The organism is Magnetovibrio sp. PR-2, from assembly GCF_036689815.1.
Lineage (GTDB): Bacteria > Pseudomonadota > Alphaproteobacteria > Rhodospirillales > Magnetovibrionaceae > Magnetovibrio.
Window position 1 is genome coordinate 106,580 of sequence record NZ_JBAHUR010000002.1, and the last position, 13,735, is coordinate 120,314.

The following is a 13,735-nucleotide window of genomic DNA, read 5'->3' on the forward strand; positions in this document are numbered from 1 at the left end:
GTAATGCCGAATAACGGAGCCCCAGAGCTTTGGCTGACAACGTAACCATTGTCGTAAAGAAGATCAAAAAAGGTGGCGGCGGCCACCATGGTGGCGCGTGGAAAATTGCCTACGCTGACTTCGTCACCGCAATGATGGCGTTCTTTTTGTTGTTGTGGCTGCTGAACGCCGTGTCCCAAGAACAATTGGAAGGCATTGCGGATTACTTCGCCCCCACCGTGACCTCGACTTCGCAATCGGGTTCTGGCGACATCCTGGGCGGCACCACCGTGGCTGTGGATGGTGCCTTGGAAGACACCGTTAGCCGCCCCTCCGTCACCATGGATCTCCCCCCACCGTCTGCCGGTTCGGGCGGTGAAGCCATGCAAGACGAAGTCGTGCAGGCCGAAGTCGACGCCGAAGAGATGAAGAAAAAGGCGGAAAACGACCAATTCGAGCAAGCCGAACAAGAGCTTAAAGAAGCTTTGCAGACCATCCCAGAATTCCAGCAGCTGGCCGAAAGCCTGATGGTGGACAACACACCGGAAGGCCTGCGCATTCAAGTGGTGGACCAAGACGGCTTGTCCATGTTCCCGTCCGGCAGCTCTGCCATGTATGAGCACACCGAACGCGTGTTGAAGCTGGTCACGCAGATCATTCAAAAGATGCCCCAAGACATTGCCATCAGCGGGCATACGGACGCCGTGCCCATGTCGGGTGGTGACTATGCTGAGTACACCAACTGGGAGCTGTCATCGGACCGTGCAAACTCTGCACGACGCCAGCTACTGCAAATGGGCGTGCCACCGGAGCGTTTCGCCCGCGTGGTGGGCAAGGCCGCAACCGAGCCGCTGTTGAAGGATGACCCCCAAAACGCGCGCAACCGCCGTTTGTCCATCGTCATGATGCGCGGCACCGGCGATCAGCCGGATCCGACCAAGCCCAGAGAACCGCCGAAAAGCATCATCAGCGGCGAGTAATCATCTTATCAAATACACCCTCCGTATGATTGCGCGATCACGCTCTTTCTGGTTTTATTGGATTCGTTAAAAACAGAAACTGGGCTCTCCATGCGTCATCGCCCCGCATCGAAGACACATTTCTTCTTCACCACCACACCACTGCCCTGCCCTTATCTAGAAGGTCGGGTGGAACGGCGTATGGTGACGGAACTGATGGGGCCTGAAGCCGTTGGACTGAACGACCAGTTGTCCATTGCGGGTTTTCGTCGCTCACACACCATTGCCTATACCCCGGTGTGCGACGGGTGCTCGGCCTGTGTGTCGGTGCGCATCCCTGTGGACGAATTCACCCCCAACAAAACCCAACGCCGCATCGCCAACCGCAACATAGACTTGGTGGTGGGCGAGCGCGCGGCCATCGCGACCCGCGAACAGTATGACTTGTTTAAAGACTACATCGATGAACGCCATGGCGACGGCGATATGGCCCTGATGGGACATTCGGATTACCGCGCACTGGTCGAAGAAACTCCGGTCAAATCTAATTTGGTTGAATTTCGCACCACCGATGGCCAGCTAATAGCTGGGTGCCTAACCGATCGCCTCGGCGACGGTCTCAGTGCCGTGTACAGTTTCTTTAACGCCGAAGAAGACAAACGCAGCTTAGGCACCTATGTGGTTTTGTGGTTGGTCGAACGGGCCAAAGAACTGGGGTTGAGCTATGTCTACTTGGGGTATTGGGTGCAAGGCAGTCCGAAAATGGACTACAAGCGCAACTTCCGTCCCCTGGAAGCTTACACCCCTGGCGGTTGGCAACGCTTACCCGCAAAATCCAAAAGTCGCTAATCATACAAATTTAGCCAATGATACAAACAGACTAACGCTGCAACATTTGTTCAAAAACCCCATTGCGAACAGATGAAAAAGCGCGCTAGTGTTTCACTTATGGACACCCCGTAAAGAGTGGTGAATATGGAAATTGAAGCATACGTGGGCGGACACCCAGAAACATGCGAACCTTTAAGGGAGGTATCTCAAGAATGAAACGTCGTGATTTTGTCAAAGGCGCAGCCCTGGCTGCCGGTGCTGTAGCCCTGACCGCTTGCGGTAAGGAAGAAGAAGCGAAAAAAGCCCCGGCTCCTGCAGCGCCCATGATCAACAAAGAGCGCATCGAAATGGTGATGGTTGCCACGTGGGGGCGTGACTTCCCGGGGTTGGGTACAGGCGCACAACGCTTGGCCAAACGCATTTCCGACATGACCGATGGGCGCATTCAAGTTCAATACTTCGCCGCCGGCGAACGCGTGGGCGCCTTCGACAGCTTTGACGAAGTCGCATCTGGCAACGCACAGGCTTATCACGCTGCCGATTACTACTGGAAAGGCAAACACCCGGGCTGGGCGTACTTCACCGCTGTTCCGTTTGGTTTGACCTACACCGAAATGAACGCCTGGATCCGTTTTGGCGGCGGTCAGGAACTGTGGGACAAGCTGGCCGGCGATTTTGGCCTGAAATGCTTGGCTGCGGGTAACACCGGTGTGCAGATGGGCGGTTGGTTCAACAAAGAAATCAACACCGCCGACGACCTGAAAGGTCTGAAAATGCGCATTCCGGGTCTTGGCGGCGACGTCATGGCCAAGTTGGGTGCTTCTCCGGTTTCTCTGCCGGGTGGTCAAATCTATGAAAACTTGGTATCCGGTGCCATTGACGCCACCGAATGGGTGGGCCCGTGGAACGATCGCGCCATGAAGTTCTATGAAGCGGCCAAGTACTATTACTATCCGGGTATGCACGAGCCGGGCTCCACCCTCGCCATGGGCATGAACGCATCTTGGTTCAGCAAGCTGTCCAAATCGGATCAAGCCATCCTGGAAGCCGCTGCGGCGCAAGAAAACGACTTCATGATGTCGGAATACAACGCCAAAAACGGTGAAGCCCTGGCCGATCTGGTCACCAACCAAGGCGTCAAGCTGCGCAAGTTCTCCGACGAAGTCTATGACAGCTTCGGTGAAGCTGCAGACGAAGTCTTCGCAACCGTGCTGGAACACAGCCCGTTGGCGAAAGAGATCCACGAAAGCTTCGCCTCTGCCCGTAAAGACCTGGGCGCCTGGTCGAAAATTTCCGATCAAGCCTACGTCGCACAGCGCAACCGCGTTCTGGGCGTTTGATCGAACAGAGTTAGAACATAGAAAACGGGGCCCCAGGGCTCCGTTTTCTTCTCTACACTGACGTTCGGCCTTCGACTTAGACCACTGGGGTGAGCGCGTGACATGACGACCACAGTTCCGCATACGGCCAAAAGCCGTTTCGACTTCATCAATCCCAATCTGTTGCGTCAAATTTTGCGCTTCTTGGGCTTGCTCGGCGCGGCTGTCGCTATTCAGTTTGTCATCAATAACTTTCTCAATTTTTGGGCCGGTTGGCCCGGCTTAATCAAATTTATCAATGGCTCTTCTAGCCAAGTTGCGCTGGGGGCCACGCAAGTGGTGCTCAACATTTTGCCCGCTCTCGCCATTGCGTATTGGGTGTTTGTGCGCAACCCAAACGAACTCATGCGCAAGGACGCCGACCGCCTAACGGCGCTCACGGCTTACATCATCCGTTCGTCCTTTTGGGCCGTCGTCCTGGTTGGAATGGTGGACGGCACCATTTCATTTTTGCGTGTCGAAGGGCTTTTGCCGGCACTCTTCGGGACTGAGATGGCCGATCAGTTGGGACGGTCCAACTTCCGTGGCGCATACGTGCACTACCCGTTGGTGGCCGTGGGCTTTGTCATCGGTCTGTTCACCCGCACCTTGGGCTTTACGTGGCTGGCGCTGTTTATCGTCGGCGCGGAAATTCTGATCGTGTTCACCCGCTTCATCTTTTCCTATGAACAGGCCTACATGGGCGACTTGGTGCGGTTTTGGTACGCCGCTTTGTTCCTGTTCGCCAGCGCCTACACCTTGATCGAAGAAGGCCATGTGCGCGTCGACATCTTGTTCAACACATTCTCAAAGCGCAAACAGGCGTGGTCGAACGTGCTGGGCACGTTGCTGTTGGGCCTTCCGGTGTGTTGGGTGATCATGACCTTGGGGATGTGGCGCGAAGTGAATTTGATCAACGCCCCTTTACTCAGCTATGAAGTCACGCAAAGTGGCTATGGCATGTATGTGAAGTATCTCATGGCTGGCTTTTTGATGATTTATGCGCTGAGCATGATCATTCAGTTTTGCGGTTTCATCCTGGACAACTTGGCGACGCTTTTAGAAGAGCCCGAAACCCACCCCCATCCCGATCACGACAACACGTCAGAGATTTAGGCGGTAGCCCGAACTATGGAAGTCTTTTTTCTTATCCTTCTTATCGCCGTTTTGATCGGTGCTTTGGCGTCGGGCTACCCTGTTGCCTTTGCCCTGCCCGGCTCTGCACTGATCACCATCGGGCTTGCCGCTGCGTCGGGCTATCTCTTTGCCGGGGACACGGCCGCGTTCTTTGACCAAGGCGATCCGTTGCAATGGCTCAACGCCGCCGTCACAAACTTCAGGGGCATCTATTTCGAGGTTGAGCGAGACACACTTATCGCCATCCCCTTGTTTGTGTTCATGGGGATTATGCTACAGCGTTCCAAAGTCGCCGAAGACCTTTTGGTGGCCATGGCGCAGTTATTTGGCCCCATCCCAGGCGGCTTGGGTATTTCCGTGATCTTCGTCGGTGCGCTGTTGGCAGCGACCACGGGCATTGTGGGTGCTACGGTCATCGCCATGGGGCTGATCTCGCTGCCGGTGATGTTGCGTCACAAGTATTCCATCCCGCTGGCCACCGGGACCATCAGTGCGTCCGGCACGTTGGGCCAGATCATTCCGCCAAGCATCGTCTTAATCATTTTGGCCGACCAATTGTCCAGTGCCACGGACCGGGCGTCGTCTTTGCGCAAAGCCGACTACAAAGAGATCACTGGCGACTTTTCCATGCCCAGCGCCTTCGACCTGTCGTCCACCAGTGCAGGCGAAATGTTTTTAGGCGCCATGGTGCCAGGTTTGGTGTTGGTGGGCATCTACATGCTCTACCTCCTCGTCATGGCGATCGTCAAACCCAAGAGCGCCCCACCCGTCCCTTATGAAGGCAAATACGACCGTGAATTCATGCGCCGTGTGGCGTTGTCGTTGATCCCGCCGCTGACTTTGATATTCGCTGTGCTGGGCTCCATCGTCATGGGCATTGCGACCGTCAACCAAGCGGGCGCCATCGGTGCCATTGGTGCCATGATTATGGCTGGATATCGTTTGAAAGCCGGTGAGTCCAACGCGTTCTACCCGGCCATTTTGGCTGCGGTTTCGATCTTGGTCATCGGGGTGTTGCTGTCCTTTAACGACATCAATGTGCGCAACATTTCCGGGACCATGGACGTCGCCGTCATCACTGCAGCCTTTATGGCCGTCATCGCGCTGATCGTCGCCATCGTCTGGAGCGGTTTTCGCGCCTTTAAAATCGAGGACACCTTAACCGGGGTCATGGTCGAAACGGCCAAGACCACGTCGTTGGTGTTTATTATCTTATTGGGTGCAGCCATGTTGACCGCCGCGTTCCGTGCATTTGGCGGCGAAGAAATGGTGCGTCATTTCTTGAACGATCTTCCGGGCGGCTTCACCACCAAATTCATTGTCGTGATGGCGGTGATCTTCGTGTTGGGCTTCTTTTTAGACTTCATCGAAATCGCTGTGGTTGTGGTACCCATCATCGCACCGATTTTGCTGGCCGATACCTCCGCCAACATCACAGGGGTGTGGCTGGGCGTGATGATCGGCGTCAACATGCAGACATCGTTCCTGACCCCACCGTTCGGCTTTGCCCTGTTTTACCTGCGCGGTATTGCCCCGCCCGAAGTCAAAACCTGGCAAATCTATAAAGGCGTCGTTCCGTTCATCGCCTTGCAGTTGGGCGCATTGGCCATCGTGGGCTTCTATCCCAGCTTGGTAAACTACCTGCCCAACCGCGTGTCGCTGACGTCTGAAACCGCACCGCCGCCGCGCAATCCGCGCCTGCAGCTGTGTGTTGAAGAATATCTGTTCCCCGAATACGACGCGCTGAGGTCCAGTTTGCGCACCTCCATCGCAACGGCCAGCGCGCTCGACTTCTCCGCCCTGCCCGACGATTTGCAAAAATCCATGACGGACAGCTTTGTCAAAGCCAAAGCCACATTCGACAAAGTCGAAGCCGTGCGCCAAGCCGGACGCGAGCTTGCAGCCTACACGCCCAGCTATCGCCCGCTTCACGTCGAAGTCCGCGGCATCCAAGCTGACGTTCGAAAAATAGAAAAGAAAATTCTCAAGTTGTCCCAACAAAGCCGCCGCATGCGCTCCAATGGCTATGACACCTCGTCCGTCGAAGCCGACATCCAAGAGGCCCGCGCTGAAATTTCAGCATTAAACGCGGCGATCCCGGCCAACTGGACGTCCCAGCGCGCCGAATACGAACGCTTGTCCAAGGCCGAAAGCAACGCCCGGCGCGCCTATCGCCGCACCGTTGACGAAGCCTATGAGCCCTTGCAAAACGTTCAGGCTTTGATCAGCAATACGGCCAATTTGCAAGCCTATGAAGGGCGCATCAATGCCCTGTCCGATCAAGTCCGCAGTTTGGACGGTGAAGGTGCGCAAAACGCCATACGTTTGATCGAGTCTGAAATCGGTGCGGTCAACGGCACGACGAAGATTAAATCGGCGCTCACCAAGGCCCGGCGCACGTTGAAGAAAAATGCGAGCGATAAAACCACGGCTTTGACCTTCGTGGCGGATGCCAGCGCATTGCTCATCGCCGAGATGGCGTGGCGCACCAAAGCGTTCAGGGTTCTGTCAGCCCCCCTCACCACATACAACGACGCGATTAAAGGCAACATCGGCCTGCGTCTGCAAGAGCGCCTCACCAGCGATCAAGCCGACGTCATTGCCAGCTGCAAATCGCACCATCGGGATATTTCTCTAGACTTCTAATTGGGGATTTCTAGTTGGGCTGCACACGAATATAGCGCGTCGTGACGACTTGGGATTTGCCCGGCCCGTCGATGCGCCAGACCGAGAGCCAGCCGTCTTCGCCCAAGGCGCGGAACACGCCGCTGAACGTGTCTTCGCCACAGTTGTGATCGACGCGCACGATGCCTTTGCTCATGTCGAGAACGTGAAAGAACCGCCCGTCGGTAAAGCGCACTTCAGCCAGAGCTGAATTGGTGAAGTTGTAACGAAACGCGCTTTCAAGCTCCAACTGCGTGTCGCCTAAATCCGCGCCGCCTTCTTCGCTGTAATCGAGAGTGTCTTGGCCGTTATGAGGCTCTCCCGCTTTGAACCAAGCGACACCGATGGCGTCTTGCTCGCTGTCCGATTTCATGTCGTGGACTTTGCGTTCGAACTGCCATGTGCCTTCCAAAAAACCGATCAAGTTTTCCACATTGTGCGGGGCTTGCGCGCTGGAGCGGCCTGTTTCCACGCCACGATCATTGGGGTCCTTCACAGGCTGCCTCCTCATTTCTTTTTATTAGCTGAAACGAATATAGGGCTGCGCGCGCTGAAAACCTAAGAGAATTTATTGGACGTCGGGAAGCCGCGCGGCGCCATGGCCCCAGCCCCGGCGCGTTTGCCCATCCAGCGCAGCAAATCCGTTTCCGTGCGCCAGCCGCTGCCGAACGGGAAGCTGAGACCCTCGTCTAGCTTAAAGGCCTTCACATCGTTCAACACAGCGCCCCCGCCTTTTTTGTAGCGCTGCAAGATAACCCCCTTGCCACGGCCCATTTCCGGAACTTCGTCCAGCGGGAAGATCACGATTTTGCGGTTGGACCCGATGGCGGCCACATGGTCGGCGCCTTCAGGCACCACAGTGCACGTGGCCGCTTCGCCGCCACCTGAAACGTTCAAGACCTGCTTGCCGTTTTTGGTTTGGGCCAAGAGGCTGTCTTCCTCAACCACAAAGCCATGGCCTGTGTCGGCCGCGACGATCAGTTTGCGGCCCGGTTCGTGGACCATCATGGTGGTGATATCGGCGTCGTTGGGCAGCTCGAACATCAAACGCAAGGGCTCACCATGCCCACGCCCACCCGGCAGCTTGTCGCAACCCAGGGTATAGAACCGGCCATTGGTGGCGAACACCAACATCTTGTCCGTGGTTTGGGCATGGATGGTGAAACGACCTTTGTCGCCTTCTTTGTATTTGATGTCTTTGATCTGATCGTTTGACATATGCCCCTTGATGGAGCGCACCCAACCTTTTTCGGAACAGACCACGGTGATGGGTTCGCGCTCAATCATGGCTTCCAGCGGCACAATCACAGCCGTCGGGGCCTCGCCAATGGTGGTGCGGCGCTTGCCCAGCTCGGTCTTTTGGCCGTAATTGGTTTTGAGCTCGTTGATTTCGCCCGTGATGGATTTCCAGCGCAAGTCTTCGTCTTTGAGCAGCGTGTTGAGCTCTGCCTGTTCTTTTTCCAAGCCGTCGTGTTCGGTCTTGATTTCCATCTCTTCTAACTTGCGCAACTGGCGCAAACGCATGTTCAAAATGGCTTCGGCCTGGTTTTCGGTGAGCTTGAAGGCCTTCATCATGTCTTGTTTGGGGTGGTCTTCTTCGCGAATGATGCGAATGACCTCATCCAAGTTCAAGAACGCGATGAGCATACCGCCCAAAATTTCCAAACGCCTTTCGATCTGGCCCAAACGGTTTTCAGAGCGGCGCACCAAAACCACCATGCGGTGGTCCAAATACGCCCGCAGAACTTCGCGCAGGTTCATCACGCCTGGGGTGTTTTCCGCATTCAACACGTTCATGTTGAGCGAAAAGCGGCTTTCCAGATCGGTTAAGCGATAAAGCTGTTCCATCAGCATGCCCGCTTCGACCTTGCCGGTGCGCGGTTCCAAGACAATGCGAATGTCTTCCGCACTTTCGTCGCGCACGTCGGTCAGGATCGGCAGTTTCTTGTTGGTGATCAGTTCCGCGATCTTTTCGATCAGCTTGGACTTTTGCACCTGATAGGGAATTTCCGTGACGATGATCTGATACGTGCCACGGCCCAGGTCTTCGGTTTCCCATTTTGAGCGCATGCGGAACCCGCCTTTGCCCGTCTTGTAAGCTTCGACAATGGCGTCGCGGTTTTCCACCAGCTCGCCGCCCGTGGGAAAGTCGGGACCGGGAATGAATTCCACAAGTTTTTCAATGCCTGCGTTCGGAAACTTAATCAGATGCTTTAACGCATCGCATAGCTCCCCCACGTTGTGGGGCGGGATAGACGTCGCCATACCCACCGCAATGCCCGCCGCACCGTTGGCCAGCAGGTTGGGGAAGTTGGCCGGCAGCACGACAGGCTCGGATTCCTCACCGTCATAGGTCGCCCGAAAGTCCACCGTGTCGTCGCCGATGCCGTCCAGCAGGTTCATGGCGACCTGGGTCATGCGCGCTTCGGTGTAGCGCATGGCGGCGGCGTTATCGCCGTCGATGTTGCCGAAGTTGCCCTGGCCGTCCACCAGCGGATAGCGCACCGCAAAATCCTGGCTGAGGCGCACCATAGCGTCGTAAATCGCCATATCGCCGTGGGGGTGATATTTACCCATGACGTCGCCAACCACGCGGGCACATTTTTTGAAGCCCGATTTGGGGTCGAGTTTCAACTGCTGCATGGCAAACAACAAACGCCGGTGAACCGGTTTTAAGCCGTCCCGCACATCGGGCAGCGAGCGCGACATAATGGTCGACAGCGCGTAGGACAAATAGCGTTCTGACAACGCATCGGCCAAGCGGGTATCGCGGATTTCACCAAGTTCTGCAGGATCGGACATACTTCAGCTTCTCAACTCGAATCGGGAATAAGGCTGAATTATACCCGAGTTGTGCAGCAATCCAGGCTTCCAATGTCACCGAAACTCAACGGCGTGCAGAAAATTGATTTCCACGTTAATATACCCTTTGTTGTTTATCAAAATAGAATTACACTTTTTTAGTTCATTCATGCATTCAACCGAGGGGGGGAAACCATGTCGAGCAAGTTCATAGGGGTTGCTGTAATCTTGTTCATCGGGCTGATGGCTTGGAATATGCACCCTGGACAACTGGAATTCGAAGTCGGTGAAGACCTTCAAATCCCGAATATGTTGGCCATTTTATTGGTGGCGTCCTTGGTCTTGGAACGCGCAATCGAAGTCTTTTTATCGGCGCTTCGCAGCGAAAAGGCAGATGAAAAGGACACAGAGCTTTCCAATTTACACGACAACCTTCAACAGTTATTGGCTGCCGATCCAACTGATCCTGCTAAAATTCAGGACCTAAGAACTGATCTGGAAACCAAAAACTATGAACGCACGGTATACAGTGCACAATCGCGTCAAATCGCCCAATGGCTTGGCCTAGGCTTGGGCATTATGATTGCGTTTGTTGGGGTTCGTATTTTAGGGAACTTGGTCACACCACCAGCAATAAAGGCTGAGGGCTATCCTATGTTCGTGGTCGTTGACATCTTCTTGACCGGTGCGGTTTTGGCAGGTGGGTCGGACGCCATTAACAAAATCATGAAGCTTTATACGGGCTATATGGATACGGCGACCAAAAACCTCAAAAAAGCAGCCGACGCCAAAACGTAACCCACGCAATACTTGAGGCACTGGGTCAAACCAAATGGCGCTCTGCGGACTGGGAGAGCGCCATTTGGTTTATCTGTGTTTGTGGGCTGGCTTAGCGCACGTCGAAAGTTCGTTCCACCACTTCACTTTCCAAGCCGCTCTTCAATTCAAAGCGCACCTTGTAGGTCCCCGTGGGCCACGCCTCACCTTTCAAACGTTTACCCACATATAAATACTGATAAGCCTTGGCGGCTTTGATGGGGGCGATTTGGTGCAAAAACACCTCTCCGCCGGGCTCATGCATGATGATTTCCAGGCGGTCATTTGGGCGCACACGAAACATTTCTGCCCACGCGATCATCACAGGCGCCTTTGCGGGAAAGCCTTCGGTCTCATAATCTTGGTAGGTCCCGGACATCATGGCGTCGCGCTTGGGTTCTTCTGGGGAAAAGCCAGTGTTGAAGATGGCTGTCGGCTTATAAGGCAAAGCTTCCAAGGTTTCAGCGGTCCACAGAGGCTTTTCCCCCGCGCCACAGGATTTTTGACGCGAAAGACCCACAAACGGATCCAAAACCATTTCCCCTTGAGACACTTGGAAATGGAGATGCGGAAACGCCGTTTGCCCGGACAGCCCCACCAGCCCCAGCACGTCGCCTTGCTCAACCGTCTGCCCGGCTTTGATCTTCACACTGTTTTGACGCAAATGGCAGTACTGGCTTACCAGTCCGCTGTCGTGCTTGATGCGCACACCGTTGCCGCACTCTTGACCTTTGACGTCGTGGGTATGGCCCTCATCAGCGTGGCTGTCGCCGTGCTCATGATACTTTTCGTCCTTGAGGCCGTCGCGCGCACCAATGACCGTGCCCGCCGCCGCCGCAACCACATCGACACCTTTCGCAACGGCTTTCATGTCGCGCAGGGCAAAGTCCGTACCTTTGTGAAAGCCCCCGGGCTCAGCATCATAGCTGGCATCGAGGCACTTATAGTCCAAAACCCCATTGCCCCTTTTGAGATCCACGTAATTGGGAATCCAGCAATCCGTGCCCAAAGTGCATTTCAGCGGCTGAATAAGGCCCCCGCTTTGGTCCTGAGCTTGCGTCTCAACGCCCCAAGTCAGGGCCAGAAGAAGAAAACCTAAGATGCGTTTCATCTGTTTAAACCAACCAATCGTTCCACCAGTCTTGCGCGTGCGCGCGGCATGGTGCGATCATGGGTGGAAAAAATATGGCGGTCAAGAAAATATCCTGTCAGTTTAAGGCCTTGGACGACGTCTGCGTGGGTGTCTGCAATTCCGCCCTCCTCACACAAGAACTTGGGCAAAGCCAAAAGCTTGTCGCGGTAAGGCTCCCCCGCTTCCCGACTGACGGCACGGGCCGACTTGGGCGACACCCAGACCAAGTCGTCCGTCACCCCCGTCGCCGCGCAATGGTCGAGATCCAAACGAAAGCCAAGCTCTTTGAGCAAGCCCAGCTCCCACTTCACATACAGCGAGCCCCAGGCCTCCACGTGCGCGGCGATATCGGCGTGCTCTAAAGCAGCCAAAAAGGTCGAGAGCACTTCGAACATGGCCGGATGCGGCTCACGTTCGGGCAGCGCCCCTGCACACATGGACAAAGCCGCAGACATGGCCGCCAGCAAATCGCGGCTTTCCATCAAGCCTGCACCGTGGCTGTGTTGGGTTTCCAACTGGTATTGGCCAAGATGTTCCGCCAAACGCCCCCGCCAGCGGGCCTGCACGATGTTGCCCGGTTCGATGGTGGCGCGGGTGCGCTTGGAAAAGCCACCTTTCACCAAACCGCCATGAACGCCCCGCTCACGGGTCAAAACCTGCACAATCGCAGAAGTTTCGCCATGCCTGCGCGCGCTGAGAACAATGCCGTTGTCTTGCCAATCCATGACATGCATTGTATCCACCATGAGAAAGTCTGAAAGCAGATATTGAAATTACGTGGGAGCGACCCCAATTCATTTGGGACCTCCCCCATATGTCAAAACTTTAAGTGGGAGCAATCCGCCCAAATGACCGTTTCTTCCTTTCACCCGCCGATCCGTATGCTTATGGGTCCCGGTCCCTCCGATATTCATTCACGCGTTCTCCAAGCCCTGGGCCGTCCCGTCATTGGACACTTGGACCCCGAATTCGTCTTGATGATGGACGAAATCAAGGGATTGCTGCATTACGCCTTTCAAACCACCAACCAAATGACCCTGCCCGTCAGCGCGCCGGGGTCTGCGGGTATGGAAAGCTGCTTCGTCAACTTGATTGAGCCCGGCGACGACGTCATCGTCTGCATCAACGGTGTGTTTGGCGGGCGCATGGTCGAAAACGTGGAACGTTGCGGTGCCACGGCTCTTAAAGTCGAAGACGACTGGGGCAAACCGATTGACTTGAACAAGCTGGAAGAGACCATCAAAGCGAACCCAGGCGCCAAAGCCGTGGCCTTTGTGCACGCCGAAACCTCCACAGGCGTCCAGTCCGACGCCCCCGCCATTTCCAAGCTGGCCCAAGACGCCGGCATACTCACGATTATGGACGCGGTGACCAGCCTTGGCGGCACCCCGGTGATGATTGACGAGTGGAAAATCGACGCGTGTTATTCCGGCACGCAAAAATGCATGAGCTGTGTGCCCGGCATTTCTCCGGTAACCTTTAGCGACCGCGCGCTTGAAGTCATCCGCGCGCGCAATCACAAGGTTCAAAGCTGGTTTTTGGACATGAACCTGATCATGGGCTACTGGTCCAGCGAGGGCGCAACGCGGTCTTACCACCACACCGCCCCTGTGAACGCGCTCTATGCGCTGCACGAAAGCTTGGTGATGCTCAAAGAAGAAGGCATAGAGAACGCCTGGAAACGCCACCAGAAGAACCACAACGGCTTGAAAGCGGGCTTGGAAACGTTGGGCCTTGACTTGATCGTGGACGAAGCGTGCCGTTTGCCGCAGCTCAACGCCGTTCAAGTTCCCGAAGGCGTGGACGAAGCCTTGGTGCGCCGTCGCATGCTTTCTGAGTTCGGCATTGAAATCGGCGCAGGACTGGGTGCGTTGGCCGGCAAAGTCTGGCGCATCGGCCTGATGGGTCAAAGCTCTACGCCGCGTCACGTCACACTGTGTTTAGCGGCGCTTGAAGGCGTGCTTACCGATATTGGTGCCCCGCTGAAAGGCACAGATGCCGCAGCAGCTGCGCAGAAGGTTTTGCTGAGCGCTTAATCACACTGAACAGAAACGAAA

At 55.6% G+C, this 13,735-nt stretch carries 11 protein-coding genes; 7 read left to right on the plus strand and 4 right to left on the minus strand.

The window, feature by feature from the left end:
- Window positions 1-29: 29 nt before the first annotated feature.
- The 5 genes from V5T82_RS02930 (at window position 30) to V5T82_RS02950 (ending at window position 6,910) form a co-directional block, all read left to right on the plus strand.
- The gene (locus V5T82_RS02930) at window positions 30-959 is read left to right on the plus strand and encodes a flagellar motor protein MotB (protein WP_332894096.1); all 930 of its coding nucleotides are present in this window, start codon (window positions 30-32) and stop codon (window positions 957-959) included.
- Window positions 960-1,049: 90 nt separating this feature from the next.
- Window positions 1,050-1,787: an arginyltransferase gene (locus tag V5T82_RS02935; RefSeq protein ID WP_332894097.1), complete on the plus strand. Its 738-nt coding sequence runs from the start codon at window positions 1,050-1,052 to the stop codon at window positions 1,785-1,787.
- Between the two features lie 194 nt (window positions 1,788-1,981).
- Window positions 1,982-3,109 (plus strand): TRAP transporter substrate-binding protein, encoded by a 1,128-nt coding sequence (locus V5T82_RS02940; protein WP_332894098.1) that lies wholly within the window; start codon window positions 1,982-1,984, stop codon window positions 3,107-3,109.
- Window positions 3,110-3,211: 102 nt separating this feature from the next.
- Entirely contained in the window at window positions 3,212-4,243 is a 1,032-nt protein-coding gene (locus V5T82_RS02945; RefSeq protein WP_332894099.1) for a TRAP transporter small permease subunit, read from the plus strand.
- Window positions 4,244-4,258: 15 nt separating this feature from the next.
- Window positions 4,259-6,910, plus strand: coding sequence for a TRAP transporter large permease subunit (locus V5T82_RS02950; RefSeq protein WP_332894100.1), 2,652 nt, complete (start codon window positions 4,259-4,261; stop codon window positions 6,908-6,910).
- Window positions 6,911-6,920: 10 nt separating this feature from the next.
- Here the strand turns inward: V5T82_RS02950 and V5T82_RS02955 are convergent, their stop codons facing one another.
- Entirely contained in the window at window positions 6,921-7,424 is a 504-nt protein-coding gene (locus V5T82_RS02955; RefSeq protein WP_332894101.1) for a DUF6314 family protein, read from the minus strand.
- Window positions 7,425-7,486: 62 nt separating this feature from the next.
- On the minus strand, window positions 7,487-9,730 hold the full coding sequence (parC, locus tag V5T82_RS02960; RefSeq protein ID WP_332894102.1) for a DNA topoisomerase IV subunit A: 2,244 nt from the start codon (window positions 9,728-9,730) through the stop codon (window positions 7,487-7,489).
- A 195-nt stretch (window positions 9,731-9,925) separates the two neighbouring features.
- Here parC and V5T82_RS02965 point away from each other — a divergent pair, with 195 nt between their 5' ends.
- Complete coding sequence (locus V5T82_RS02965; RefSeq protein ID WP_332894103.1) at window positions 9,926-10,528, plus strand: hypothetical protein; 603 nt, start codon at window positions 9,926-9,928, stop codon at window positions 10,526-10,528.
- A gap of 91 nt (window positions 10,529-10,619) precedes the next feature.
- Here the strand turns inward: V5T82_RS02965 and V5T82_RS02970 are convergent, their stop codons facing one another.
- Both V5T82_RS02970 and recO read right to left on the minus strand, forming a co-directional pair.
- The gene (locus V5T82_RS02970; RefSeq protein ID WP_332894104.1) at window positions 10,620-11,657 is read right to left on the minus strand and encodes a M23 family metallopeptidase; all 1,038 of its coding nucleotides are present in this window, start codon (window positions 11,655-11,657) and stop codon (window positions 10,620-10,622) included.
- Window positions 11,654-12,424, minus strand: coding sequence for a DNA repair protein RecO (gene recO / locus V5T82_RS02975; protein WP_332894105.1), 771 nt, complete (start codon window positions 12,422-12,424; stop codon window positions 11,654-11,656). Before recO ends, V5T82_RS02970 begins: the two co-directional genes overlap by 4 nt.
- 102 nt (window positions 12,425-12,526) lie before the next feature.
- Here recO and V5T82_RS02980 point away from each other — a divergent pair, with 102 nt between their 5' ends.
- Window positions 12,527-13,714 carry a pyridoxal-phosphate-dependent aminotransferase family protein gene (locus V5T82_RS02980; RefSeq protein ID WP_332894106.1) on the plus strand — a complete coding sequence of 396 codons (1,188 nt, stop codon included), beginning with the start codon at window positions 12,527-12,529 and terminating at the stop codon, window positions 13,712-13,714.
- Window positions 13,715-13,735: the final 21 nt, after the last annotated feature.